Raw genomic sequence first — 24,975 nt, 5'->3', positions numbered from 1 at the left:
GGGGGCCGGGGCCGGGGCCGGGGCCGGGCCCCGGCTCAGGCCTGGCGGTCGGTCAACCCGGCCGGTGCGGCCGGACCCCGCACGGCGTCGTGGGCCGACACGTCGCGGTCCGCACCCTCGTCCCGCGCCTGCACCCGCGGCGAGTTGAGCAGCAGGTTCAGCAGCACGGCGACGATCGCCCCGGCGCTGATGCCCGAGTCGAACACGATGGTGAACCAGGTCGGGAATTGCGCGTAGATCTCGGGGCTGACCGTCGGCAGCAGGCTGACGCCCAGCGCGATCGCCACGATCAGGATGTTGCTGTTCGTGAAGCGGACCTTCGACAGCGTCCGGATGCCGCTCGCCGCGACCATGCCGAACAACGCGACCCCGGCCCCGCCGAGCACCGCCACCGGCACACCCTCGACGACGGCTCCCAGCGCGGGCACCAGGCCCAGCACGACGAGGATGCCGCCCGCCAGCGTCGCCACGTACCGCGACTTCACCCCCGTGATGCTGACGAGGCCGACGTTCTGCGCGAACGCCGTGTACGGGAACGTGTTGAAGACGCCGCCGATGACCGTGGACAGGCCGTCGGCCCGCAGCCCGTCCGCCAGCCGGCGCGGCGTCACCGGTCGGTCGACGATCTCGCCCACCGCGATGATGTCGCCGGTGGTCTCCGTCATGATCACCAGGCCGACGATGCACATCGACACGATCGCGCTCACGGGGAAGGTCGGCAGCCCGAAGTGGAACGGCAACGCGAGACCGAACCAGGCGCTCTCGCCCACGCCGCTCCAGTCGGTCAGCCCGAACGGCCAGGCCACGAGGGTCCCCACCACCAGCCCCAGCAGAATCGACAGGCGACGGAGCGAAGGAGGCGCGAACCGCTCGATCAGGACGATCAGCAGCAGGGTGCCGGCCGCGAAGGCGACGTCGAGCGGGCGTCCGAAGTCCTCGGAACCCGCGCCTCCTCCGACCCACCCGGCGGCGACGTCCATCAGGGAGACGCCGATGATCAGGATCACCGTGCCGGTGACTATCGGCGGGAAGAACCGCACGAGCTTCGAGAAGAACGGCGCCAGCAACATCATGAAGACGCCGCTCGCGATGACCGAGCCGTAGATCGCCGTGATGCCGTACTCGCCGCCGATCACGATCATCGGCCCGACCGCGGCGAAGGTGCAGCCCTGCATCAACGGCAGCCGCACCCCGAAACGCCAGAACCCGACCGACTGCACGATCGTCGCGATGCCCGCCACGAACAGGTCGGCACTGATCAGGTACGCGATGTCACCGGGTTCGAGCTGCCCCATGCCGACGAGTGCCCCTCCGACGATGAGCGGCACGGCGACCGCCCCGGCGTACATCGCGAGCACGTGCTGCAGGCCGAGCGGGAAGAGGCGCCGCAGGGGTGGGACACGGTCGACGGGGTGGGTCCCCTCGGGAGACCCCGAGGTCGCGACCGTGGACGTCTGAGGCTCGGGTGACTCGGGCGGGGACTGTGACATCGGGACTCCTGATCGTGGGGATGCCGGGTGGTGGCCGCAAGCGTACGAAACACGCGTTTCGTCGCGACGGCACGGGTGTTTCGGGCTCGTGTCGTCGGTGCGGCCCCCGCCGGAGCTCAGCCCGCGACGATCGCGCGGACGAGGTGCATCGTCACGTCGGCGGACCGCCCCGCCGTGAGGGCGAGGTTCTCGTCGTGCACGTCGTGGGCGTCCGGCCCGGCGAGATCGCTGATTCCCCGCACCGAGACGAACGGCACGTGGTGGACGTGGCAGGTCTGGGCGATCGCCATCGACTCCATGTCGACGGCGTCGACGTCGACCACGTCGGCGAACGCGCTGCGCACACCGATCACGCGCTCGGCGGTCATGAAGGCGTCGCTCGAGGCGATCAGCCCGGGCCGCACGGCCCAGCCGCCACGAGATGCGCCCGACGGGTCACCCGCACTCGACGCGTCACCGGCACGCGCAGCCGACGCGACCGAGGTGTCGTACGCGACCGCGGCCTCCACCAACCGCTCGTCGGCGTGGAAGCTGGCCGGCATGCCGGGCACCTGCCCCAGCCGGTAGCCGAAGACGCGTGCGTCCGCGTCGAGGTTGACGTACTCGGCACCCGCGACGACGTCGCCGATCTCGATGCCTTCGCCCATGCCGGCGGCGGTGCCCGCGCTGATCACGGTCGGCACGACGCCTTCGAGCGAACCCGACCGCACGATGGCCGAGGTGGCCGCCCCGGCCGCGTTGACGAAGCCGATGCCGCTCTGCACGAGCAACAGCTCGACGCCGTCGATCTCGACGACGCGCTGCAGCGACCCGCCGACCGCGATCGGCTCGTCGACGCGGGTGGCGCGCGAGACGAAGGGCTCCGCCTCGTCGCTCATCGCCACGATCACGATGATCGAGGGTGCGGCGACCGCCGCGACCCCGTCGGCAGGAGGCGCGGCGTGCGTCCCGGTCATCGGGTGACGGTCGACCACTCGTCGCGGGCCGCGAGGAAGTCGCGGGCGACCTCTTGTGCGCCCTCGAGCGAGTGGTTGGCGCCCCAGCCGCACTGGACCTCGTTGGCCGCGGGGACCTCGGTCGCGGTGGTGATGTCGGTCAGGGTGCCCTCGATGAGCGACAGGACGTCGTCCATCGCGGGGTCGCCCTGCAGGATGAGGTAGAAGCCGGTCTGGCAACCCATCGGCGAGAAGTCGATCACGTCGCCGGACCGGTTGCGCGAATGCTCGGCGAAGAGGTGCTCGAGCGAGTGGACCGACTTCATGTCGAGGTGGCCCTCGTTCGGCTGCGCGAACCGGACGTCGAACTTCGTGATGACGTCGCCGTGCGGCAGGGTCTTCTGGTCCGCGACGCGCACGTAGGGCGCGGCGACGGTGCGGTGGTCGAGGTTGAACGACTCGACGTTCATCTTGGGCTGGGTCACGATGGTCCCTTCGGGGTGCGGGCGGGGCACGGGAGGCACCCTCGGCCTCTGCACCGATCTGTGCGTCCCAACACCCTGTCGACCCTAGGACATTCCTTCGGAGGTGGTCGGAGTGTGACCCCTCACGGGGCCGACGGGCGCAGCGCAGCCCGGCGACCCCCGGCCCCGATGACCCCGCGCCGCTACGGCAGGGTGTGCCCGGCCGCCGTGAAGAGCCGATACCACTCGGGCCGGGTCAGCGGCACGTCGGACCCGGCTGCACTGTCGCGCAGGTGGGCGACGCTCGTCGTGCCGAGCACGACCTGCATCTCGGCGGGATGCCGGGTGATCCAGGCGACCGGGATCGCCGACGGCGGCACGTCGTACTTCGCCGCCAGCTCGTCGATCACGTCGTTCAGCTCGGGGTAGCCCTCGCGGTCGCCGAGGAAGACCCCGTCGAAGAACCCCTTCTGGAACGGCGACCAGGCCTGCAGCGTCATGTCGTTCAGGCGGCTGTAGTCGAGGATGCCGTTGTCGCGGTCGAGCGACTGGTCGAGCCCGGCCATGTTCGCCGCGACGCCGGCGGCGATCAGCGGAGCGTGGGTGATGCTGAGCTGCACCTGGTTGGCGATCAACGGCTGCGTGACGCTCCGCTTCAGCAACTCGACCTGGGCGGGGGTGTGGTTCGAGACCCCGAAGTGCCGCACCTTGCCGCTGGCGTGCAGCTGGTCGAAGGCCGCCGCGACCTCGTCGGGTTCGACCAGGGCGTCGGGGCGGTGCAGCAGCAGCACGTCGAGGCGGTCGGTGCGCAGGGCCGCGAGCGAGGCGTCGACCGACTCGAGGATGTGCTCGGTGGAGAAGTCCCAGAAGCCGTCGCGGATTCCGACCTTGCTCTGCAACTGGACGGCGTCGCGCTCGGACGGGGTCATGGCGACGGCGTCGCCGAAGCGCTGTTCGCAGTGGTGCGGGTGGTCGCCGTACACGTCGGCGTGGTCGAAGAAGTCGATGCCGAGGTCTCTGGCCTCGGCCACGAGTTCACGGATCGAGTCGTCGGTCATGCCCGAGATGCGCATGAGCCCGAGGACGATGGTCGAGGCGGGGCGGTCGGTGGTGGGTAACGTCGTCGTCTTCACGCGGCCAGTCTGCTCTCGTCGGGCGCCCTCGGTCGCCGACCCGCGCCTCCTCGGTGGACCGCGGGGAGGTGCGGGGCGCCTGGGGAGGACCCGTCCCGTCGTTCCCGCCCTCCGTTCCGAACGACCCTCATGACCGTCACCGCGAGCGCGAGCACCGCACGCGTCGCCGCCGCCCCGCTCGACCGGGCGTGGAGCGTCGCGACGCCGCTGACCCCCGTCGGGTTCTATCCGCGGGCCGGGGTGATCCCGGCCGTCGTCGCCGTCCACGACCAGACCGGGCCGTGGGACGCCGTGGGGCGCACCCGCCGGCTCGAGCTGTCGGACGGCAGCAGCGTGGTCGAGAGCCTGGTCCGCGTGGAGCCCGACGGGGTCTTCGTCTACGAACTGAGCGAGTTCACCGGGCTGCTCGGGCGTCTGGTGACCGGCGGCCGCGCCGACTGGACCTACCGCGCGACACCCAGCGGACGCACCCGGGTCGACTGGACCTACTCGTTCTTCGCCCGCCCGGGGCGTGGCCTGATCGTTCGGGGCATCGTCCGCTTCGCCTGGGCGCCCTACATGCGCCGTGTGCTCGTCGGCATCACCCGCGAGATCGAGCGCTCGCCCTAGCCGAAGCCCCCGGTCCCGGCGCCGGCCCCACCGAGGCCCCGGGGTCTCGCCGTCACCCACGCGGGCACGAGGCAGCGCTAGCCTCGGGTCATGAAGGACGCCACGATCTACGACGTGGCCAGGCGTGCGGGCGTCTCGCACCAGACGGTCAGCAGGTTCCTGCGCGGCTTCGAGGGCATCCGCCCCGCCACCCGCGACAAGGTCGAGCAGGCACTCGCCGAGCTCGAGTACCGCCCCAACTCGGCGGCCCGCTACCTGCGCCTCCAGCAGTCGAACCGCATCGGGCTGCTGGCCGACAACATGCACCAGTCCGGGCCCGCTCGAACGATCTCCGGCGCCACCGAGGCCGCCCGTTCGCTCGGCTACGTCACCGACATCGTGTCGATGGACGGCGTCGACGAGCGCTCGGTCGACGACGCCCTCGACCTCATGCTCGGGCAGCAGATCGCCGGCATCGTCGTCACGGCGCAGACCGCCGTCGCGCGTTCCGCGCTCGAACGTCGCGCGATCTCCGTCCCCGTCGCGCGCGACTTCGGCCTGATGGTCGAGGGCACCACCGAGTCGATCAACGAGCACGCCGGTCGGGTCGCGGCCGAACACCTGGTGAGCCTCGGTCACCGACGCGTCGCCTACGTCGCCGGGCCCGACCAATGGCTGGCCGCCCGTGAGCGGGCCGACGGGTTCCGCCAGGCCATGACCCGATCCGGAGGCGCGGTGACGGTCACCGACGTCGGCGACTGGTCCGCCGCGGCCGGCTACGACATCGGGCTGCGGCTCGCCGCCCGCACGGACGACTTCACCGCCGTGGCCGTCGCCAACGACGCGATGGCGATGGGACTACTCGCCGCCCTCGCGTCCGCGGGGGTCTCGGTGCCGCACGAGGTCAGCGTGGTCGGCAACGACGACGCACCCGAGGCACGGTTCATGGTGCCGTCGCTGTCGACCGTGGCGCTCGACTTCGGCTTCGAGGGGGCGCACGTGATCACCACCTTGATCGCCCGCATCGAGGGGCGCAGCCCCGACACGGCCACCCGCCTGCCGGTGCCGTCCCTGGTCCCGCGGGCCTCGACCGCACCCGCGCGCGGCTGACGCCCCGGGGTGCGGGCCGCCCCGTGCCTCCTGGGCTCCGTCACGCCGCACCGTCGCACCGCCGCACCGCCGCACCGCCGCACCGCCGCACCGCCGCACCGCCGCACCGCCGCACCGTCGCACGCGCTCGACGTGCCGAACCCGACCGGCCGAGACGTCCCGGGCGTGCACATCGCGACAACGAGCCCCCGACACGCCGCTCGTTTCCACGCGGAGGCCCGATCAAGACCGCTGCGGTCGCGATGTGCACACCGAGGCCGGGGCACGCGCCGGGGCGAGAGGCGCAGGGGCAGGAGGCGCGGCACCGACACGCGGGAGCCCGTCGGAAATGGGTCTTGCGCTGGCGCCGAGGCGTGGGTTACGTTCTCCGCAGACGCCGATGTTATCGACAACATCACGGGTCGACATCACCGTCGACACCCAGACGACATCGGCGGTCGCCACCGCAGCCGACACACACGAACGGGTCAACGATGACGTCAGCACCACGCCACTCCGGGGTTCTCTTCGGAGCCGCCTACTACGCCGAGTACCAGCAGGCGGGCACCCTCGACCGCGACCTCGACCTGATGGTCGAGGCGGGCTTCACGGTGATCCGGGTGGGCGAGTCGGTCTGGTCGACGTGGGAGCCGCGCGAGGGCGAGTTCGACCTCGACTGGCTGCAGCCCGTGCTCGACGGCGCCCACGCCCGGGACATCGCGGTCGTCCTCGGCACCCCGACCTACGCGGTGCCGCCGTGGCTCCAGGTGCGTCACCCCGAGATCGCGGCCGAGCGCACGACCGGTGTCCGCGCCGGTTGGGGCGCCCGCCAGGAGATGGACCAGAGCCACCCCGCCTACCGCTTCTACGCCGAACGCGTCGTCCGCAAGGTCGTCGAACGCTACGCGCAGCACCCCGCCGTGATCGGCTGGCAGGTCGACAACGAGCCCGGCAACGAACGTCCGCGCAACGACCAGGTCTTCGACCGCTTCGTCGCCTGGCTGCAGCGCAAGTACGGCACGGTCGAACGTCTCAACGAGGAGTGGGGCCTCGTCTACTGGTCACACCGTCTGACCGAGTGGTCACAACTCTGGCGCCCCGACGGCAACGTGCAGCCGCAGTACGACCTCGAGTGGCGACGGTTCCAGGGCGAGCTGGCCGACGAGCTGATCGCCTGGCAGGCCGACGTCGTCCGCGATTACGCCCGCGACGACCAGTTCGTCACCACCTGCATCTCGTACTCGCGGCCGCAGGTTGCCGACGAACGGCTCGTCGAGAGCCTCGACGTGACGGCCGGCAACCCGTACTACAAGATGCAGGACGGCCTGACCCTCGGCGTCGAGGTGCCCCGCGAGGCCGGCTGGTGGCACACCGGCGTCTGGGCCCTGCAGCAATGGGGCGACCGGGCGTTCTCGTCGGCGCAGGCGCCCTTCCTCGTCACCGAGACCAACGCGCAGTCGATCGGCGGCCCCTGGCAGAACCACCCGCCGTTCGACGGCCAGATCAAGCAGGCCGCCCTGGCCCTCGTCTCCCGGGGCGCCCGCATGGTCGAGTACTGGCACTGGCACACCCTGCACTTCGGCGTCGAGACCTACTGGGGTGGCGTGCTGCCGCACAGCCAGCGCCCCGGCCGCATCTACCGCGAGGTCGCGGCCCTGGGCGCCACCCTCAAGGCCGTCGGCGGCGCGATCGACGGCCTCGAGCCCGATGCCGACGTGCTGATGCTCTGGTCGACCGAGACCAAGTGGTCGTTCGAGACCTACCCGCCGCTGGCACGGGCCGACGGCAGCCCCGACCCCGAGTCGTACCTGCACCTGTTCGACGCGCACTACCGCGGCCTGGCCGAGACCGGTGTGCAGGTGCGCATCCAGCACGTGGCGCAGTTCGTCGCCGCCGACCCCGCCGAGCTCGTCGCGTCGCACCCGGTGCTCGTCGTGCCGGCGCTCTACGTGGTCGACGACGCGACCCTCGCCGCGCTCACCGCCTACGCCGAGGCGGGCGGCCACCTCGTGATCGGCATCCGGACGGCCTACGGCGACGAGCTCGCCCGAGCCCGACGCGACCCCGCCCCCGCCCGCCTCTCGGGCTCCGCGGGCGTCTGGTACGAGGAGTACACCAACCTCGACGAGCCCCTCGCCGTCCACGTCGAGGGCGGCGGGACCGCCGAGCGCGCCGATGACACGACCGCAGGAGGCGCGGGTCCGGTCCCCGGCACCGGCGCCCACCCGGCCGACCCGCCCTTCGCCCTCGAGCCCGGCTCGGCCGGAACCCGCTGGGCCGACGTCCTGCACGTCGACGACGCCACCGTCGTGCTGCGGGCCGCGCCGACCGAGATCGGGGCCGACGCGCTGCTGACGACCCGCGCCTCCGGAGCCGGGCGGGTCAGCTACGTCGCGACCGTGCCCAACCCCGAGCTCTCGCGTTCGATCGCCCGCTGGCTCGTGCCGGCCACGGCGGCGCGCGCGTGGGCGGCGACCGAGACGGTCACCGTCACCACCGGTTCACGAGTCGACGCCCCCGGGCTCGCCTTCGTCTCGAACTGGTCGGCCCACGAGGCCGCCGTCACCACCCCCTCCGCCGTGCGCGACCTCGAGACCCGCGAGGTCGTCGCCGCCGGCACCACCCTGACCCTCGCCCCGCGCGCGGCCCAGGTCTACGAACTCGTCGACACGGCGTCGTAGGCGACCCGCTCCTCCCCGCCGCACCCGCACCACCCGACCCCGCACCACTCCCCCACCCCCTCGAGGAAGAACCACCATGAAGAGAAAGACCACAGCAAAGGCGCTCGTGTCACTCGCCGTCGTGTCGGCGTTCGTGCTGACCGGCTGCGCGCCGTCCGGCGGATCGGGCGGCGGCGCGACCACCGCCCCGGTGTCGCAGGCCGACATCGACAAGGCCATGGACACCGACACCACCCTGACCTTCTGGACCTGGGTGCCCGACGTCCAGCAAGAGGTCGACCTGTTCGAGGCCAAGTACCCGAAGATCAAGGTCGACGTCGTCAACGTGGGCACCGGCACCGCGCAGTACCCGAAGCTGCGGACGGCGCTCAAGGCCGGCAAGGGCGCACCCGACGTCGCCCAGATCGAGTACCAGTACATCCCGTCGTTCCGTCAGACCGGCAGCCTCGTCGATCTGACCCCCTACGGAGGCGCGGACCTCGAATCGAAGTACGTCCCGTGGGTCTGGAACCAGGTCGCGGACGACACCGGCGTCTGGTCGGTGCCGCAGGACTCGGGCCCCCTCGGCAACCTGTACCGCTCGGACATCTACGCACAGGCGGGGCTGACGCAGGCGCCCGAGACCTGGGCCGACTTCGCCACGGACGCGCAGACGATCAAGGACAAGACGGGCTCGTACATCTCGAACCTGCCCGGCAACGACCCCGGCCAGATCGTCGGGCTGTTCTGGCAGGCCGGCGCCAAGCCGTTCTCGTACGACGGTGACAAGACCGTCGGCATCGACCTCGACTCGACCGAGACGCAGAAGGTCGTGAGCTTCTGGCAGGACCTGATCGACAAGGACCTCGTCTCGACCGACGCCGACTTCAACGACGCCTGGTACCAGGGCTTCTCGTCGGGCAAGTACGCCAGCTGGCAGACCGCCGCCTGGGGCCCGGTGTTCCTGCAGGGCACGGCCGCGAACACCAGCGGCAAGTGGACCGCCGCGAAGATCCCGCAGTGGAAGGCCGGCGAGGACGTCTCGGGCAACTGGGGCGGATCGAGCGACGCCGTCATCACGGGTACGCAGAACCCGATCGCCGCGGCCGAGTTCAGCAAGTTCCTGAACAGCGACCCCGAGTCGACCCTCGCCTTCGCGAACAAGCAGTTCCTGTTCCCGACGACGACCGACACCCTGTCGAGCAGCGACTTCACCGACACCGCCTCGGACTTCTACGGCGGCCAGAAGGTCAACGAGCTCTTCGCGGGCGTCTCGGACACGGTCAGCACCGACTTCCAGTGGCTGCCGTTCATGGACTACGTCTACTCGAGCTTCAACGACACGCTCGGCAAGGCGATCGCCGACCACTCCGACCTCACGACCGCCCTGACGGCCTGGCAGGACGACGTCACGACCTACGCGAAGCAGCAGGGCTTCACCGTCAAGTAGCGCTCACGGGGTGCCGCCCGCCCGCGGGCGGCACCCCTCGGCCCGGCAAGGAGCCCCATGTCCACCTCCGTCACCCCTCGTCGAGACGCGACCCGCGCCTCCTCGTCCCGTCAGCCCGCCACCCCGCGGCGCACGAGCTCGCTGCACCGACCGCAGCTCGTCGCGGCCTGGGCGTTGGCGATCCCGTTCCTGCTCGTCTTCGCGGCGATGTTCCTCGTGCCGCTCGGCTACGCGGGTTACCTCAGCACCTTCACGTCACAGCTCGTCGGCGGGCAGGTCTTCTCGGGCCTCGCCAACTACAGCCGTGCGCTGAACGACCCGAGCTTCTGGGCCGGCCTCGGCCGCGTCGCCCTGTTCCTCTTCGTCCAGGTGCCGATCATGCTCGTGATCGCCCTGTTCGTCGCCCTCGCCCTCGACACCGGACGCGTGGCCGGCAGCAAGTTCGTGCGCCTCGCGATCTTCGTGCCCTACGCCGTGCCCGGCGTCGTCGCGACGCTGATGTGGGGCTACCTCTACGGACGCGAGTCCGGCCTCATCGCCCAGGTGATCAGCGGTCTCGGGCTCACCCCGCCCGACCTGCTGTCGCCGCAGAACGTGCTCGGCAGCACCATGAACATCGTCAGCTGGGAGTTCATCGGCTACAACATGATCGTGCTGTACGCCGCGCTGCGCAGCGTGCCGACCGAGATGTACGAGGCCGCCGAGATCGACGGTGCGGGACCCTGGCGGGTGGCGTGGAGCATCAAGATCCCGGCGATCCGCTCGGCGATCCTGCTGACCGTGATCTTCTCGGTGATCGGGTCGTTCCAGCTCTTCAACGAGCCGAACCTGCTCTACAGCATCGCGCCGAACGCGATCGGTTCGGACTTCACCCCGAACCTCTACGCGTACAACGTCGCGTTCAAGAACCAGGACGTCAACTACGCCGCGGCCATCGCGTTCCTGCTCGGATTCCTCATCATGATCATCAGCTACGTGGTGCAGCTCGCCACCTCACGCAAGGAACGACTGTCGTGACGATCGCACCCGCACCCGTCGACACCGCCGGGGCCACGTCCGTCGACCGCCCCGCCCGTCGGCTCGAGAGCTCGGGAGGCGCGGGTCGCCGCCGTCCGCGCCGTCGCGTCGAGCGCTCGAAGCGCAAGACGCCGATCCTCACCGTCATCCTCTGGATCACCCTGGCGTACTTCCTGCTGCCCCTGGTCTGGCTGGCGATCCAGGCGACGAAGAGCAACGGCGACATCTTCTCGACGTTCGGCCTCGCCTTCGGCCGCACCTTCGCGTTGGGCGACAACCTGGCCCAGCTGTTCACGTTCCAGGACGGCATCTTCGTGCAGTGGATGGGCAACACGGTGCTCTACGCCGTGGTCAGCTCGGTGGGTGCGGCGCTGCTCGCGACGATGTGCGGCTACTCGCTGGCGAAGTACGTGTTCAAGGGCAGGTCGTTCGTCTTCGGGCTGATCCTCGGGGCGGTCATGGTGCCGTTGACGGCGCTGGCGATCCCGACCTACCTGCTGTTCAGCGCGGCCAACCTCGTCGACACCCCGTGGGCGATCATCCTGCCGTCGCTGGTCAGCCCGTTCGGCGTCTACCTGATGCGCGTCTACGCGAGCGAGGCGGTCGACGACAGCCTGCTCGAGGCAGCCCGCATCGACGGGGCCGGCGAACTGCGGATCTTCCTGACGATCGCGTCGCGGCTGCTCGCGCCGGGCATCGTCACGGTGCTGCTCTTCGCGCTGGTGTCGACCTGGAACAACTACTTCCTGCCGCTGATCATGCTGAACGACCCGTCGCTCTTCCCCGCGACGGTCGGCCTGGCGCAGTGGCAGCAGGCGGCCACGGGAGGCGGCGGGGCCCAGGTGCTGTTCTCGACCGTGCTGACCGGGTCGTTCGTGTCGATCCTGCCGCTGGTCGTGGCGTTCCTCTTCTTGCAGCGCTTCTGGCAGTCCGGCCTCAGCGCCGGCGGCGTCAAGGGCTAGGCAGCTCGACTCCCGCTCGACCCCCGGTTCACGGTGGGGGTCGGTGCGGGTGGGCCGTGGCCGTGGCAGCGGCGGCCCGGGAGGCGGTGGTGACGTTGAGAGGTCACCACCGCCTCCGTTCACGTGCGACCGTCAGAGGCGCTCGCGGAGCTCGGCGACGCGGGCGCGGATGTCGTCCCGGACGAGGCGCATGCGCTCCATGCCCTCGATGCCGCGCTCGGAGGGCTCGTCGGTGATCCACGTCTCGACGCGGGTGCCGGGGACCTCGTCGACCCGCGCCTCCTGCCCGAGGACGACGAGCACGTCGGCGTCGCGCACCATCTGCTCGGTGAGTGCCTTGGGGTGCTCGTCGCCGAGGTCGATGCCGAGCTCGGCGAGCGACTCGACCGACTGGGCATTGAGGTGGGTGCCGGGCTCGGTGCCCGCCGACGCGACCGCGACCGCCTCGCCGGCCAGGTCGCGCATCAGGGCCGCGGCCATCTGGGACTTGCCGCCGTTCTTCCGGCAGACGAACAGGACGGAGGCGCGGGCCGGGCTCATGCGGACACCGTACCCGGCTCGGCCGGAGCTGCGGGAACGCGGCAGACGGAGGCGCGGGGAGGGGCGGGCGCCGATCCGTCGGAGACCGCGTGTCAGGTTCGTCGGATCGGGGACACTTCTCTAGTGAGGGGGTGGACGTGGATCACGACACGAAGGGCGACGACGAGCTCGTCAGACGCACGGTCGGGGGTGACCAACGGGCGCTGTCGGCCTTGTTCGACCGGCACGCGGCGACGGTGACGCGGTACGCGTGGGCGTTGGCGGCGACCCGCATGGACGTCGAGGAGATCGTGCAGGACACCTTCGTCACCCTCTGGAAGAAGGTGGACCAGATCGACCTGCCCGACGACTCGCTGCTGCCCTGGCTCCTGGTCGTCTGCCGCAACCACGCCGCGAACCTGCGCCGCAAGCAGGCCCGCGCAGCGGCCGACGAACTGCCCGACGACCTGATCGCCCCGGACGACGGCGAGGAGGCGCGCGACCGGCTGCGGTGGGTCCGCGACGAGATCGACGCCCTCGGCCCGGTCGACCGGCAGATCGTCGAGCTCTGTCTGATCGAGGGGCGTCCCTACGGCGAGGCCGCCGCCCGGGTCGGCCTGAGCATCGGCGCCGTCACCCAACGCGTGTCGCGCACCCGAACGCGACTGAAGAAGAAGGCGGTGATGAACGATGAACTCTGAGCCCCCCGCCGGAGACGAGCTGGCCCGCATGCTCGTCACGATGAAGCAGAACGTCCTCGAGCGCACCACGGAGTCCCCCCGCCGCAAGCGCAACCGCACCCTCGGCCTCGGCCTGGGTTTGGCCGCGCTGCTGGCGATCGGTGGTGGTTCGGGAGCCCTCGCGCTCGGCATGCTGCCCTCGCCGTTCCAGGCCTCGGCCCCCGCGACGCCGACCGGCACGCCCACCCCGACACCATCCGTCACGCCGACGGCGACACCGCGTCCGACGCCGACGCCGACGGTGGCGCCCGTGGTGGCACCGGAGCCGTCCGCCCCGATCGACTGCGCGACGCTGACGAGCGGCGTCGACCTGACCTCGTTCGTGCCCGACCCCGTCTTCGCCCCCGAACTGTTGCCGTCGAACTACGCGCGCACCGCTCAGGCCGGCCTGGCACAGCAGGGCGTCCTCTCGTGCGTCTGGACCTCGACGGCCGGTTCGTTCGCGAACGTCACCGTCCGGGTGTCGGACGACGTGACGACCGGCTCCCGGTGGACCGCCGAGCGACGGGCCGCCGGTGAGTCCGGACTGGGTGTGGGACGGTCGTCGTCGATCTCGTGCGGCGAGGACGGGATGGTGTCGTGTCGCGCCTCCGTCGTGACGGGCTCGTGGTGGATCTCGCTGTCGTACCTCGACGACACGTCCGGTTCGTTCGACCAGACGACCGGCGACTGGGACTCGTCGAGGGCACGGGCGGACGTCACCGGTGCGGTGCAGAGCCTGTCCTCGACCCTCGGAGGGCTCGCCCCCGCCGCCGCCTGGCAACCGCCCGCGACCGTCTGGGCCGACGCGACCTGCGCGTCGCTGCAGGGCGCGGCGATCCCGACGATCCTCGGATCGCCTGCGCTCGTCGGCCCGGACGAACACGTCTCCTCGACTCCCGTCGACGGCATCTCGGACACGAAGGACTCGTCACTCGACTGTCGGTGGATGGCGCCTCCCCAGGTGCCGTTCCCGCAGGGCACCTTCGGTGAGTTCCGGGTGACGATCGTCCCGGGCGGCGAGTGGGCCTATGAGCCGAGCGACGACAGCCGGCCCGTGTCCGTCGCCGGAGCGGACGCCGCGACCCTCGTCTGCGTCAGCGGCGAGGGGAGCTCGTGCTACGTCGACCTCGTGAGCGACGGATCGTGGCTCCAGATCGGCTATGCGAGCGGTGCCACGCCCGAGATGCAGTCGACACTCGTCGCGGCGGCCGAGGCGGTCGTCGCGACGCGCCCCGCGAGCTGACAGGAAGGTCTGGGCGGACGGCGGCCCGTCAGCCGCCGAGGCGGGCCCGGGCCCGCCCGCGCACGGCGAGAACGGTGCCGCCGATGAGGGCCGAGAGGAGCGAGCCGACCAGGACACCGACCTTGACGACGTCGTCCTGTGCGCTGTCGGCGCCGTAGGCGAGCTCACCCACGAGCAACGACACCGTGAACCCGATGCCGGCCACGAACGACAATCCCACGACGTCGCCCCACCGCAGGCCCGGGTCGAGCCGGATGCCCGGCAGACGGGTCACGAGCAGCGACGCCCCCGTGATGCCGATCGACTTGCCGAGCACGAGCGCCACGACGATGCCGATCGCGACGCTGTCGCTCAACGACTCGACCAACCCTCCGAAGCCGCCCACGGTGACGCCGGCCGAGAAGAACGCGAAGATCGGCACGGCGACGCCCGACGAGACCGGACTCCAGCGCTCGGCGAAGTGGTGGGTCAGCGGGTGCCGCACCTCGCGGCCGTCGGCGCCCACGTGCGTGACGCCGGCCCGTGCCGTCGCCACCGCGGGCACGAGCAGGCCGAGCAGCACCCCCGCGATCGTGGCGTGCACCCCCGAGGCGTGAACCAACGCCCAGGCGACGACACCCAGCGGGATCAGCAGCCACCACGCCCGCACCCCGCGTCGGACGAGCACGGCGAACGCGGCCAACGGCAGCAGCGCCAGCAGCAACGGGACGAAGGCGATGCCCGCCGTGTAGAAGACGGCGATGATCGTGATCGCGATCAGGTCGTCGACCACCGCGAGGGTCAGCAGGAACGTGCGCAGGGTCGGCGGCAGGCGCTTGCCCACCACGGCGATCACCGCGACGGCGAACGCGATGTCGGTCGCGGCCGGGATGGCCCAGCCCTGGAGGGCGTCGGGCCCGGCGCCGAGGTTGATCACGGTGAAGATCAGCGCGGGCAGGGCGACGCCGCCGACCGCCGCCGCGACGGGCAGCACGGCCACGCGGGGATCGCGCAGCGAGCCGGCGACGAACTCCTGCTTGAGCTCGAGGCCGACCACGAAGAAGAAGATCGCCAGCAGGCCGTCGGCCGCCCAGCTGCCGACGCTGAGGTTCAGGTGCAGGGCTTCGGGCCCGAACGAGACGTCGCGCACGGCCGAGTAGAACGTGCCGGCCGGGCTGTTCGCCAGCACGAGTGCGAGCACGGTCGCGGCGAGCAGCAGCAATCCGCCGGTCGTGTCTCGACTGAGGAAGCGCGAGAGGCGCGCGGCCCGCCCGTCGGCGTGGGGCGCGTGGCCGGGAGCCGGAGGCGTGGCCGTGGTCGTCGGGTCGGCCGGGGTGGGGTCGGTCATGGTCGTCGTCCTTCGAGAGCGGGGGTGAGCGGGCGGCGCGTCCGCTCGGCCCGTCGACGACGAGGAGCGGTGCTACGCCACGGGCGGCGGACACCCGGCGATCTCACCGTGGGCGTTGCTGCCCCACAGGCTCATCCAGCCGTTCGTGCCGCAGGTGCGCTTCGTCAGCACGAGCCGCTTCGGGAACGCCTGCTGCGCACGACGCACCCGGCGCGAGGCACGGGGCAGGCAGGCGGGTGACGACATGCCCACCAGGATACCGCCGGGGTCCGTGAGCGGGCCGACCCGCGCCTCCTGCGCTCTGCGGGCGCGACGCACCACCGATGAGACGTCGCACCGCCCACTTCGGCGGTGCGACGTCCCATCGATGGTGCGACAGGGCGATCAGGAGGCGCGGCGCACGTTCTCGACGAAGCCCGCGGCCCGCAGGCGCAGGCTCGCGATGCGCTCCTGCCGGGCCGCCTCGACGTCGAACCCGAGGTAGGCCTCGGGCGGGGCGACGTGCACGTTGGCCGAGCACTCGAACTCGCCGCAGACGAGCGTGCCCACGGTGTCGCCGTTGCGTCCGGCCGCCCCCGCACGCTTCGCCGCGTAGAACAGCACGTCGGCCGGCAGTCGGACGTCCTGGCACCAGGTGCACTGCGCCCGCAGGCGGGGCGACGCCTCGGCTTGACGCAGCACCACGCCGGCGACCGCGGGGCCCGGCTCGCCGTCCTCGTCGATCGTGGGCACGACCACGTAGGCCCGGCGGGCGAGCTTGGGGTCGCGCCAGCCGAGGTACTCGAGCTCGCTCCAGTCGAGGTCGGCGAAGTCGGGCGGCAGGGTGAGGTCGGACGCCTCCTTGCGGCTCGCGTTGACGAACGAGGCGCGGACGGTCTTCTCGGTCAGGGGGATCATGTGGTTCTCCGGTCGTCGGGCCCGGGGCAGCGGCGACGTCGGCGGGCCCGGGCGATCGGCGACCGCCCTGGTGCCCGACGTCGAGGCGTCGGTCGACCCGGGTGTTCTCGTGGGACCGTGCCGGGGCTGAAGCCCGCGCGGCACGGCGGTGAACGGACCGGCCCGGACGGCCGATCCGCTGCGGAGACCCGACTACCTGCAGCCGGCGCACGCGGCGCCGACGACCCCCTCACGCCCGGTGGGCGTCGCAGGTGCGGACGAGATGATCACCGGGCCACCCTATGTCGGTGAGCCGCCCTCGGCAACGGCACCCGCGCCTCCTCGGGCCGGGGCCGGCCCCGAGGCACCACGAAATGAACGTCGCACCGCCGAATTCGGCGGTGCGACGTTCAGTCGGCGGTGCGACGTGCGGGGTCAGCCCGCGTGGCGCCCGTGGTGGTCGGGGTCGCTGCCGTCGGGGACGGCGTCGACGGGGACGGTCGGGTCGACGTGCGAGACGGGCCCGTCACCCGAGCCCGCGCCTGCGTGCGAACCCGCGCCCGCGGCGTCACCGGCCGAGGCATGCGGCCGCGACCGCTCGAGGGACGCGCCCTCGACGTCGACGTCGGGCAGGATGCGGTCGAGCCACTTCGGCAGCCACCACGCGGCGTCGCCGAGCAGGTGCATCACGGCCGGGATCAGCAGCAGGCGCACGACGAAAGCGTCCACGAGCACACCCAGTGCCAGGCCGAGTCCGATCGACTGGATCATCACCGAGTTCGAGAACACGAAGCCCGAGAAGACCGCGGTCATGATCAGCGCCGCGGCCGTGACCACCGTGCGACCGGCGTGGACGCCGCGCTGCACCGCCAGGCGGGCCGGCGAGCCGTGGGCGTAGGCCTCGCGCATGCCGCTGACCAGGAACAGCTGGTAGTCCATCGCGAGCCCGAACAGCACGCCGACCATCAGGATCGGCAAGAAGCTCAGGATGGGCCCCGGGTCGTGCACGCCGAAGACCGGGCCGAGCCAACCCCACTGGAACACCGCGGTGACACCGCCGAACGCGGCGAACAGCGACAGCACGAACCCGATGGTGGCGGTGATCGGCACGAGGATCGACCGGAACACGAAGATCAGGATGATCAACGACAACCCGACCACGACGAGCAGGTAGAGCGGCAGGGCACCGGCCAGCTTCTCGCTGACGTCGATGTTGCCCGACGCGTTGCCGGCCACACCGAGCGACGAGACGTCGTCGATGTCGAGGCCGCGCAGGTCGCGCACGAGCTGCTCGGTGGACTCGGCGGTCGGCCCGCCCTTGGGTACCACCTGGAACGCCAGCAGGGTGTCGTCGTCCGAGGCGCCGATGGGGGCGACCGCGGCGACGTCGTCCTGGTCCTTCAGGATCGTGCCGATGCGCACCTGCTCGGAGACCAGGTCGTCGTCCGAGATCGCGGTCGGCAGGTCGGCCACGACGACCAGGGGCCCGTTGACGCCCGCGCCGAACTTCTCGTCGACCAGCTTGTAGGCCTTGTAGGCGCTCGAGTCGACCGGCTCGGACGACCCGGCGGGCAGCCCGAGGCGCATCGAGAGCGCCGGGATCGCGATGATCAGCAGCACGGCCACGCCGGCCACGAGGGTCAGCACGGCACGCACGGTGCTCATCGGCTTGGTCGGCACCCGGACGGCACCGGTGTTGCCGACGTTCTTCCGCGCCTTCTTCGTCAGGATGCGCAGGCCGACGAGACGCAGCAGCGCGGGGGTCAGCGTGATGGCGATGAGGATGGCGACGAACACGCAGACCGCGCCGACGGTGCCCATCAGGCCGAGGAACGGGATGCCGGTCAGGTTCAGCGCGAGCAGGGCGATCAGCACGGTCGAGCCGGCGAAGACGACCGCGTTGCCCGACGTGCCGTTGGCCAGGCCGATCGACTCGTGCAGCGGCACCCCTTCTTTCAGCTGGGTCCGGTGCCGGTTGAGGATGAACAGCGAGTAGTCGATGCCGACCGCGAGGCCGAGCATGACGCCGAGCACCGGGGTGACCGACAGCATCTCGACGGCCCCCGAGAGCGACAGCGAGGCGAGCACGCCGACGCCGACACCGATCAGGGCGTTGATCAGGGGCAGGCCGGCACCGATCAGGGTGCCGAGCATGACGAACAGCACGATGGCGGCGATGACCACACCGGCCACCTCGCCCGGGCCGAGGATCTCGGGGATGCTGGCCGCGATGTCATTCGACACCTCGACCGCGACGCCGTCGATCTCGGCGTCGTTCATGGCGTCGACGACGGCCTCTTTGTTCTCGCTGGTGACGAGGTTGAGCGCCTTGTCGAACTGGATGCTGGCCACGGCCGTGGAGCCGTCGGTCGACACCTGACGGATGCCGTCGGTCAGTTCGAGCAGCTTCGCGCCCTGCTCGAGGGTCGCACTCTGCGTCTCGAGCTCGGCCTTGCCCGCGTCGAGGGTGGACTGCTGCGTGGCGATCTGCTGCGCGCCCGCGTCGAGCTGGGCCTGCTGCGCCTCGAGCTGCGGGGTCGCGGCAGCCAGGGCGGCCCCACCGGCGGCCTGCGCCTGGGCCTTGGCGGCGTCGAGCTGCTGCTGGCCGGCGGTGATCTGGGCCTGGGCGGCGTCGATCTGCGCCTGGCCCGAGATGATCTGGGCCTCGCCGGCCGTGATCTGCGCGCGGCCGTCCGTGATCTTCTGCGCCTGGTCGTCGATCTGCTGCTGGGTCGCGAAGGGGTCGGTGGTGCCCTTGACGTCGTCCAGCTTCTTCGCGTCGGTCAGCAGGGCCGCGATGTCGGACTTCTGCTGGTCGGTGAAGGCCGAGTCGTCGGTGGTCGTGAAGACGACCGTGCCGGTGCCTCCGCTCGCCTGCGGGAACTTCTCGGCGAGTTCGTCGCTGACCTTCTGGGTCGCCGTCCCGGGGATACTGACGGCCGTGGTCAGCGTGCCGCCGAACAGCGCGAAGGCGCCGCCGGCGAGGCCGAGCACGACCAGCCAGGCCACGATGACGAGCCAGGCCCGCCGGGCCGAGAACCGGCCGAGTCGATAGAGCAGGGATGCCATGTGTGTCTGTTCCTCCAGGGGTGGTGCGGGGTGATGCGGGGTGCGGGGGTGGGCCTCACGTCGCGTCGTCGAGAAGGAGGTACGGGTCGGCCGGGCAGGCCGACCGACGGGTCAGGGGGTGGCCGGGTCGGGTTCCGCCGGGGCCGTGGCGGCCGTCGCCGGGGGCCCGTAGCCGGTGCGGATGCTCGTCACCATGCGCTCGAGCAGGTCGGCCCAGACCGCGCGGGTGCCCTGGTCGACCACGGCGCCGGTGCGCATGATCCAGTGACGGGCGACGACGGCGATGCCGTTCATCAGCGAGCTGACCAGCACCTCGGCCTCGAGCGGGTCGGTGGCGGGGCTGCGCTCGGCCATCTCGATCGAGAGCTGCTCGGTGACGCGGGTGAAGACGTCCTGGATGAGGCTGTGCGACCGCGGGTCGCCGCCGTCGTCGCCGAGGACGCCCCAGAGGTACGAGACGACGGACGGCAGGTCGATGCCCTGCATGGCCTGGATGACCTCGGCGAACAAGGAGGCGCGGCTGCCGTCACCGACGGGCGTCGCGGCCGTCGCGGCCCGGAACTCGTCGACGGCGCCGGTGAGCACGCGGGTGCAGGCCGTCATGACGACCTCGTCGAGCGACGAGAAGTGGTTGAAGACCGTGCGTCGCGAGACGTCGGCCCGCTCGGCCAGTTCGTCGACGCTGAACCGGGGTGCGCCACGCTCGGCGATGAGAGCGTCGGCGGCGTCGACGATCGCCTGGCGGTGCTTCGCCTTGAGGGCGGCACGGCGATCGGGCACCAGGCTCTTGACGGTCACCTGCCTACACTAAGTGCAGCGACGCACTCGGTGCACCCAGATCGGCTGGGCAGTCGCTGGGACTTGAGAGGCTGCGAGGCTACCTGTCGTACCCCACCCGCCCCGCGCCTCCTCGTCCCCGTCGCCCCGGGCGGTCGAGTGGTCTCGAAGCGTCCTTCGATCACCGCCGAAGGACGTTTTGCGACCACTCGACGAGCCAGAGGCGAGGTCGTGGGCGGGTGCGGGTGCGGGCGCGGGCGCGGGCGCGGTCCGCGCTAGATGGTCTCGTCGAGGTCGACGAGGCGCGCGCTCTCGTCCCACAGGCGACGGGCGAGGTCGGCGTCGTTCGCCTGCCGGGCGACGCGGCCGGGGGCTTTCAGGCGGTCGAAGTAGTTGCCGCTCGGGGCGGGCACGGTCGCGGCGCCGGCCAGGCGGATGAGCGGCTCGGCACCGTCCTCGGTCGACACCGCCAGGCGCTTGGCGGCCGTCATGAACGCGCCGTCGCCGCCGAAGCCCGAGGCGACGAACCCGGGGTGGAACGCGAACGCGTCGACCCCGCCGCCGGCGCGGGGCAGGCGTCGGGCGAGCTCGCGCGTGAACAGCACGTTGAGCAGCTTCGAGGTGCCGTAGGCCCGGAAGCCCCCGGCCCACGCACCCCGCGCGTTGTCGAGGTCGTCCAGGTCGACCTTGCCGAAGAGGTTGCCCGCACTCGCGGTCTGGACGATGCGGACCGACCCGGCCGGCGCCTCCTTCGCCGTCTCGAGGAGGCGCGGCGTCAGCAAGGCGGTCAACAGGAAGGGAGCGAGGTGGTTGCCCTGGAACGTCGTCTCGTGGCCGTCGACCGTGAGCGCGCGCTCGGGGACCGTGGCCCCCGCGTTGTTGGCGAGCACGTGGATGCGCGGGTTCTCGGCGAGCAGCTGCTCGGCGAGGTCGCGCACGCTCGACAGGTCGGAGAAGTCGGCGAGGTAGGCGCGGCCACCGATCTCGTGCGCGACCGTGCGGGTGCGGTCGGGATTGCGACCGACCACGGCCACGGTGGCTCCGAGGCGGGCGAGTTCGCGGACGGCGGCGCGGCCGATGCCCGAGCTGGCTCCGGTGACGACCACGGTCCGGTCGTCGAGGCGGGCGGCGGGAGGCAGGGTGACGGTCATGCAGGGGACGCTAGGCGGGATGCGCCGGGGGTGGGTCGGCGGTCGGCGTTCTCTCGGCAGGCGTTCAGCAACGTGAAGGTCAGCAGACGGTACCGTGCAATTACGAGACAACTTGTTTCGATTCGGGCCGTCCTCGCGTCCCGACCACCGGACCCTCCTCAGAGAAGAGACGACATGCCCGACGCCACCGCCCCCCTGACCGGCTCCAGCACCATCGGCACCTGGCTCGACCACCCCGAGGGCGGCCCGGCGATGCGCGCAGCACTCGGGCGAGGAGGCGCGTTCGACGAGAGCACGCTGGCCCCGGTCCGCGGCCTCCCGCTGCAGCAACTGGTGGCGATGAGCCAGGGGCAGCTGCCGCAAGAGCTCGTCGACGGCCTGGTGCTGCAGGTCAACGGCGGCGTCGTGCCCGACGACGTCGACGACGGATCGGGCCCGTGGCGCGAGACCGTCACCCCCGGCCGTTTCGCCGGGAAGACCGTGATCGTCACGGGCGCCGCGTCCGGTATCGGCCGCGCCACCGCCTCCCGGGTCGCCCGCGAGGGCGGTCGCGTCGTCGCGGTCGACCTCTTCGCCGACAAGCTGGAGGCGCTGGCCGCCTCCCTGCCCGACGCCGACGTGGTCACCGTGGCGGGTGACATCACGAAGCAGGACGACATCGACGCCGTCGTCGTGGCCGCGGGCGACCGCATCGACGGCCTGGCCAACATCGCCGGCATCAACGACGACTTCTCGCCGCTGCACGAGACGAGCGACGCGATGTGGGACCGCGTGATCGGCATCAACCTGACCGGAGGGTTCAAGCTGTCGCGCGCGGTGATCCCGGTCATGCTCGGGGCCGGTCGCGGCTCGGTCGTCAACGTCGCCTCCGAGGCGGGGCTGCGCGGCAACGCGTCGGGCAACGCGTACACGGTGTCGAAGCACGGCGTGGTCGGGCTGACGAAATCGGCGGCCTTCATGTACGCGAAGGAGGGCATCCGGGTCAACGCGGTGGCGCCCGGTGGCGTCGCGACGGGCATCCCGTTCCCGGCGAACGTGTCCGAGGCGGGCTCGGCCCGGCTGCGGCCGTTCCAGGCGGCCATCCCGACGATCGCGACCGCCGAAGAACTGGCGGCGTCGATCACGTTCTTGCTGAGCGACGACGCGGTGAACGTCAACGGCGCGATCCTGGCGAGCGACGGCGGCTGGTCGGTCCAGTAGGAGCCGGTCGCAGCGGGTCCCGGCGGGCCGGGCGGGTGGGGCGTGCACGAAGATGGACCGATGACCGCCGCACGCCCCGCCCGCCCCGGCCGCACCCGCAGCGAGGCCGCCCGCCTGGCGATCCTCGACGCGACCCGCGACGAGTTGGCCGAGCGCGGCTACGACAAGCTCTCGCTCGACCGCATCGCGGCGGCGGCGGGGGTCGGCAAGGCGACGATCTACCGCTGGTACCCCGCGAAGGCCGCACTCGTCGCCGAGGGCATGCTCTCGGGCCATCTGCTGCCGCACCACGAGATGGCCGACACGGGCGACGTGCGCCGGGACGTCGGCGACTGGCTCCGCGCCTCCTTCGCCACGTTCGCCTCGGCCGAGGCGGGCGGGCTGATCCGCGCGACGATCGCCGCGACGGCCGAGGACGCCGCCGTCGCCGCTCAGTACGACGAGCGCGTCACCTCGGTGACGCGGGCGGCGCTGCTCGAGCGCCTCGAATCCGGGAGGCGCGTGGGGCAGATCCGGGACGACGCGCCCCTCGACGCCCTGGTCGAGTCACTGATCGGCACGGTGCTGCTGCACGTCGTGACCCGCCGCGACCCCGGGCCCGCCGCGCTCGAGACCACCGTGGACCTGCTGTTCGACGGCGTCGGGGCCCGGCCCGCCTGACACGAAGCATGTGGCATTCTGGTCGGACGCATCCCGTCCACGTCGAAGATCAGCAGGTGTCGTCATGCCCCTCCGCCCCCTCCGCCCCACGCGCCTCGCGACCGCCGTCGCGTTCGTCGCCGTCTCGCTCGTGCTGACCGGCTGCTCAGCAGGTGCGGCGGTGCCCGCACCCGCCACACGGTCCGCCTCGCCGACGCCGTCCGAGGCTGCCCCCGCAGACCTCACCGGAACGGTCGGCGGGGCGCACTTCGACGACGGGTACCTGCAGATCGGGTCGGGCGAGAAGGTGGTCGACCTCTTCGTCGATCCGCTGTGCCCGTACTGCCGCCTGTTCGAGCAGGGCTCGGGTCAGCTGCTGTTCGACGACGCGGCCGCCGGCCTGACGACCGTTCGCGTGCATCCCCTGGCCCTGTTGAACCGGCTCTCGCAGGGCACCCGGTACTCCACCCGCGCTGCCGCGGCCCTCGTCGAGATGGCGGCCGAGCACCCTGACGAGACTCCGCGATTCGTCCAGTCGCTGTTCGACCAGCAACCCGACGAGAACACCCCGGGGCTCGACGACGAGCAGCTGACCCGTATCGCCTCGTCCCTCGACGTCACGCTCGACCTCACCACCCCTCGGACCGCCTCCTACCGCGCCTGGGTCGATCGGTGGACCCAGGCGGCCGTAACGGGGCCCCTGTCGGCGACGACCGACATCCCGGCCATCGAGCACGTCCCGACCGTGGTGGTCGACGGCACCGTCTTCGAGGGCGACAGCGACGAGACCGAAGCATTCTCGAACTTCTATCGCGACCAGACGAGCTGACCGGGAGCTGACCGGGAGCCGACCCGGCCCGACCCGGTGATCTGCCCGACGTGCGGACCGCTCGGTAAGATCCGCACGTGCCTTCGACCCTCTACGAGCAGATCGCCGACGACCTTCGGCGGCGCATCCTGAGCGGCGACCTAGCGGTCGGCGACGACGTGCCGAGCGAGGGCGAACTGGCCGAGCAGTGGCGTACCTCTCGCGGGCCGATCCGCAACGCCCTCGCCGCCCTGCGTTCCGAGGGCCTGGTCGAGACCCGGCGCGGACGCCCGGCGCGGGTCGTCGCACGCAAGGCGCATCACCCGGTCGACGTGTCGATCCCCTTCACCAAGTGGGTGCGCGACGTCGGGGGCGAGCCCGGCGCCCGCACGCAAGAGGTGTCGCTGCGCCGCGCCGACGACGACAAGGCCCGGTCGCTCGGAATCGAGACGGGCGCCCTCGTGGTCGACGTCGTCCGGCTGCGGCTCGTCGACGGTCGCCCGACCATGCTCGAGCGCCTGACCTTCATCGAAGAGGTCGGCCGTGTGCTGTTCGACGTCGACCTCGACACGGTGTCGATCACGGAGTACCTGGATTCCCGAGGCTTCGGCTACGCCGACATCGACCACGAGATCGACGCGGTCGCGGCCGACGAGCTCGACGCCGAGCTGCTCGGGGTCGAGCAGGGCACGCCGATCCTGCGGTTGCACCGCATCACGCGAGGCGCCGACGGCCGCACCTTCGAAGCCTCGGACGACCGGTACCGCAGCGACATCGTCCGCTTCACCGTCTCGGCGTCGGGCCGGGCCCGCGAGGGCGATCACTTCATCCGCGCGATCGGCCCCTGAGCAGCGCT

Annotated in this window: 23 protein-coding genes; 12 read left to right on the top strand and 11 right to left on the bottom strand. The window is 71.6% G+C overall.

What is annotated here, in order from left to right:
* Positions 1-35: 35 nt before the first annotated feature.
* The 4 genes from HRF36_RS07995 to HRF36_RS07980 form a co-directional block, all read right to left on the bottom strand.
* Positions 36-1,490, bottom strand: a complete 1,455-nt coding sequence (locus HRF36_RS07995; protein ID WP_173208741.1) for a nucleobase:cation symporter-2 family protein — start codon at positions 1,488-1,490, stop codon at positions 36-38.
* Between the two features lie 116 nt (positions 1,491-1,606).
* Positions 1,607-2,446 carry a 5'-methylthioadenosine/S-adenosylhomocysteine nucleosidase gene (gene mtnN, locus HRF36_RS07990; protein WP_173208739.1) on the bottom strand — a complete coding sequence of 280 codons (840 nt, stop codon included), beginning with the start codon at positions 2,444-2,446 and terminating at the stop codon, positions 1,607-1,609.
* Entirely contained in the window at positions 2,443-2,895 is a 453-nt protein-coding gene (locus HRF36_RS07985) for an S-ribosylhomocysteine lyase (protein ID WP_056259958.1), read from the bottom strand. The genes mtnN and HRF36_RS07985 overlap by 4 nt, the downstream gene beginning before the upstream one ends.
* A gap of 197 nt (positions 2,896-3,092) precedes the next feature.
* Positions 3,093-4,022 carry an aldo/keto reductase gene (locus HRF36_RS07980; RefSeq protein ID WP_173208737.1) on the bottom strand — a complete coding sequence of 310 codons (930 nt, stop codon included), beginning with the start codon at positions 4,020-4,022 and terminating at the stop codon, positions 3,093-3,095.
* A 129-nt stretch (positions 4,023-4,151) separates the two neighbouring features.
* Here HRF36_RS07980 and HRF36_RS07975 point away from each other — a divergent pair, with 129 nt between their 5' ends.
* The 6 genes from HRF36_RS07975 (at position 4,152) to HRF36_RS07950 (ending at position 11,788) form a co-directional block, all read left to right on the top strand.
* Complete coding sequence (locus HRF36_RS07975) at positions 4,152-4,631, top strand: SRPBCC family protein (RefSeq protein ID WP_173208735.1); 480 nt, start codon at positions 4,152-4,154, stop codon at positions 4,629-4,631.
* A gap of 90 nt (positions 4,632-4,721) precedes the next feature.
* Positions 4,722-5,720, top strand: coding sequence for a LacI family DNA-binding transcriptional regulator (locus HRF36_RS07970; protein ID WP_173208733.1), 999 nt, complete (start codon positions 4,722-4,724; stop codon positions 5,718-5,720).
* Positions 5,721-6,193: 473 nt separating this feature from the next.
* Entirely contained in the window at positions 6,194-8,380 is a 2,187-nt protein-coding gene (locus tag HRF36_RS07965) for a beta-galactosidase (protein ID WP_173208731.1), read from the top strand.
* 76 nt (positions 8,381-8,456) lie between these two features.
* The gene (locus HRF36_RS07960) at positions 8,457-9,809 is read left to right on the top strand and encodes an ABC transporter substrate-binding protein (protein ID WP_173208729.1); all 1,353 of its coding nucleotides are present in this window, start codon (positions 8,457-8,459) and stop codon (positions 9,807-9,809) included.
* Positions 9,810-9,866: 57 nt separating this feature from the next.
* A complete protein-coding gene (locus HRF36_RS07955) occupies positions 9,867-10,826 on the top strand; it encodes a carbohydrate ABC transporter permease (RefSeq protein ID WP_123519463.1) in 960 nt (319 codons plus the stop codon).
* Positions 10,823-11,788: a carbohydrate ABC transporter permease gene (locus tag HRF36_RS07950; RefSeq protein ID WP_371740079.1), complete on the top strand. Its 966-nt coding sequence runs from the start codon at positions 10,823-10,825 to the stop codon at positions 11,786-11,788. The genes HRF36_RS07955 and HRF36_RS07950 overlap by 4 nt, the downstream gene beginning before the upstream one ends.
* A gap of 132 nt (positions 11,789-11,920) precedes the next feature.
* Here HRF36_RS07950 and HRF36_RS07945 read toward each other — a convergent pair whose 3' ends face one another.
* Positions 11,921-12,328, bottom strand: a complete 408-nt coding sequence (locus HRF36_RS07945; protein WP_173208721.1) for a low molecular weight phosphatase family protein — start codon at positions 12,326-12,328, stop codon at positions 11,921-11,923.
* Positions 12,329-12,465: 137 nt separating this feature from the next.
* On the opposite strand from HRF36_RS07945, the gene HRF36_RS07940 reads away from it, so the two are divergent.
* Complete coding sequence (locus HRF36_RS07940) at positions 12,466-13,008, top strand: sigma-70 family RNA polymerase sigma factor (protein WP_173208719.1); 543 nt, start codon at positions 12,466-12,468, stop codon at positions 13,006-13,008.
* Positions 12,998-14,272, top strand: coding sequence for a hypothetical protein (locus tag HRF36_RS15520; RefSeq protein ID WP_217271088.1), 1,275 nt, complete (start codon positions 12,998-13,000; stop codon positions 14,270-14,272). The genes HRF36_RS07940 and HRF36_RS15520 overlap by 11 nt, the downstream gene beginning before the upstream one ends.
* 28 nt (positions 14,273-14,300) lie before the next feature.
* Here the strand turns inward: HRF36_RS15520 and nhaA are convergent, their stop codons facing one another.
* The 6 genes from nhaA to HRF36_RS07905 all read right to left on the bottom strand — a co-directional run bounded on the left by nhaA (position 14,301) and on the right by HRF36_RS07905 (position 21,472).
* Positions 14,301-15,599, bottom strand: coding sequence for a Na+/H+ antiporter NhaA (nhaA, locus tag HRF36_RS07930; protein WP_173208717.1), 1,299 nt, complete (start codon positions 15,597-15,599; stop codon positions 14,301-14,303).
* 72 nt (positions 15,600-15,671) lie between these two features.
* Positions 15,672-15,845, bottom strand: coding sequence for a hypothetical protein (locus tag HRF36_RS07925; RefSeq protein ID WP_173208715.1), 174 nt, complete (start codon positions 15,843-15,845; stop codon positions 15,672-15,674).
* Between the two features lie 138 nt (positions 15,846-15,983).
* Positions 15,984-16,496: an FBP domain-containing protein gene (locus HRF36_RS07920; protein ID WP_173208713.1), complete on the bottom strand. Its 513-nt coding sequence runs from the start codon at positions 16,494-16,496 to the stop codon at positions 15,984-15,986.
* Between the two features lie 414 nt (positions 16,497-16,910).
* On the bottom strand, positions 16,911-19,544 hold the full coding sequence (locus tag HRF36_RS07915) for an MMPL family transporter (protein ID WP_173208711.1): 2,634 nt from the start codon (positions 19,542-19,544) through the stop codon (positions 16,911-16,913).
* Positions 19,545-19,655: 111 nt separating this feature from the next.
* Complete coding sequence (locus HRF36_RS07910; protein WP_173208709.1) at positions 19,656-20,342, bottom strand: TetR/AcrR family transcriptional regulator; 687 nt, start codon at positions 20,340-20,342, stop codon at positions 19,656-19,658.
* 254 nt (positions 20,343-20,596) lie between these two features.
* Positions 20,597-21,472, bottom strand: a complete 876-nt coding sequence (locus tag HRF36_RS07905; protein WP_173208708.1) for an SDR family NAD(P)-dependent oxidoreductase — start codon at positions 21,470-21,472, stop codon at positions 20,597-20,599.
* Between the two features lie 174 nt (positions 21,473-21,646).
* Between HRF36_RS07905 and HRF36_RS07900 the strand changes: the two genes are divergently transcribed.
* The 4 genes from HRF36_RS07900 to HRF36_RS07885 all read left to right on the top strand — a co-directional run bounded on the left by HRF36_RS07900 (position 21,647) and on the right by HRF36_RS07885 (position 24,967).
* Complete coding sequence (locus HRF36_RS07900) at positions 21,647-22,672, top strand: SDR family NAD(P)-dependent oxidoreductase (RefSeq protein ID WP_173208706.1); 1,026 nt, start codon at positions 21,647-21,649, stop codon at positions 22,670-22,672.
* A 60-nt stretch (positions 22,673-22,732) separates the two neighbouring features.
* Positions 22,733-23,332 (top strand): TetR/AcrR family transcriptional regulator, encoded by a 600-nt coding sequence (locus HRF36_RS07895; RefSeq protein ID WP_173208704.1) that lies wholly within the window; start codon positions 22,733-22,735, stop codon positions 23,330-23,332.
* Positions 23,333-23,396: 64 nt separating this feature from the next.
* Positions 23,397-24,140 carry a thioredoxin domain-containing protein gene (locus HRF36_RS07890; RefSeq protein WP_173208702.1) on the top strand — a complete coding sequence of 248 codons (744 nt, stop codon included), beginning with the start codon at positions 23,397-23,399 and terminating at the stop codon, positions 24,138-24,140.
* Positions 24,141-24,217: 77 nt separating this feature from the next.
* Positions 24,218-24,967 carry a GntR family transcriptional regulator gene (locus tag HRF36_RS07885; protein ID WP_173208700.1) on the top strand — a complete coding sequence of 250 codons (750 nt, stop codon included), beginning with the start codon at positions 24,218-24,220 and terminating at the stop codon, positions 24,965-24,967.
* The last annotated feature ends 8 nt before the right edge of the window (positions 24,968-24,975 follow it).

Source organism: Frigoribacterium sp. VKM Ac-2836, from assembly GCF_013248995.1.
GTDB lineage: Bacteria > Actinomycetota > Actinomycetes > Actinomycetales > Microbacteriaceae > Frigoribacterium.
Note: the sequence above shows the minus strand (reverse complement) of the source record. Positions and strands in the feature narration are given on the sequence as shown.

Bases quoted from the DNA above. Each gene is read 5' to 3' on its own strand.
- nhaA (WP_173208717.1), bottom strand. From the start codon at position 15,599: ATGACCGACCCCACCCCGGCCGACCCGACGACCACGGCCACGCCTCCG.
- HRF36_RS07960 (WP_173208729.1), top strand. From the start codon at position 8,457: ATGAAGAGAAAGACCACAGCAAAGGCGCTCGTGTCACTCGCCGTCGTG.
- HRF36_RS07895 (WP_173208704.1), top strand. From the start codon at position 22,733: ATGACCGCCGCACGCCCCGCCCGCCCCGGCCGCACCCGCAGCGAGGCC.
- HRF36_RS07975 (WP_173208735.1), top strand. From the start codon at position 4,152: ATGACCGTCACCGCGAGCGCGAGCACCGCACGCGTCGCCGCCGCCCCG.
- HRF36_RS07995 (WP_173208741.1), bottom strand. From the start codon at position 1,490: ATGTCACAGTCCCCGCCCGAGTCACCCGAGCCTCAGACGTCCACGGTC.
- HRF36_RS07965 (WP_173208731.1), top strand. From the start codon at position 6,194: ATGACGTCAGCACCACGCCACTCCGGGGTTCTCTTCGGAGCCGCCTAC.
- HRF36_RS07915 (WP_173208711.1), bottom strand. From the start codon at position 19,544: ATGGCATCCCTGCTCTATCGACTCGGCCGGTTCTCGGCCCGGCGGGCC.
- HRF36_RS07925 (WP_173208715.1), bottom strand. From the start codon at position 15,845: ATGTCGTCACCCGCCTGCCTGCCCCGTGCCTCGCGCCGGGTGCGTCGT.
- HRF36_RS07920 (WP_173208713.1), bottom strand. From the start codon at position 16,496: ATGATCCCCCTGACCGAGAAGACCGTCCGCGCCTCGTTCGTCAACGCG.
- HRF36_RS07955 (WP_123519463.1), top strand. From the start codon at position 9,867: ATGTCCACCTCCGTCACCCCTCGTCGAGACGCGACCCGCGCCTCCTCG.
- HRF36_RS07985 (WP_056259958.1), bottom strand. From the start codon at position 2,895: ATGAACGTCGAGTCGTTCAACCTCGACCACCGCACCGTCGCCGCGCCC.
- HRF36_RS15520 (WP_217271088.1), top strand. From the start codon at position 12,998: ATGAACTCTGAGCCCCCCGCCGGAGACGAGCTGGCCCGCATGCTCGTC.
- HRF36_RS07945 (WP_173208721.1), bottom strand. From the start codon at position 12,328: ATGAGCCCGGCCCGCGCCTCCGTCCTGTTCGTCTGCCGGAAGAACGGC.
- mtnN (WP_173208739.1), bottom strand. From the start codon at position 2,446: ATGACCGGGACGCACGCCGCGCCTCCTGCCGACGGGGTCGCGGCGGTC.
- HRF36_RS07900 (WP_173208706.1), top strand. From the start codon at position 21,647: ATGCCCGACGCCACCGCCCCCCTGACCGGCTCCAGCACCATCGGCACC.
- HRF36_RS07970 (WP_173208733.1), top strand. From the start codon at position 4,722: ATGAAGGACGCCACGATCTACGACGTGGCCAGGCGTGCGGGCGTCTCG.
- HRF36_RS07905 (WP_173208708.1), bottom strand. From the start codon at position 21,472: ATGACCGTCACCCTGCCTCCCGCCGCCCGCCTCGACGACCGGACCGTG.
- HRF36_RS07890 (WP_173208702.1), top strand. From the start codon at position 23,397: ATGCCCCTCCGCCCCCTCCGCCCCACGCGCCTCGCGACCGCCGTCGCG.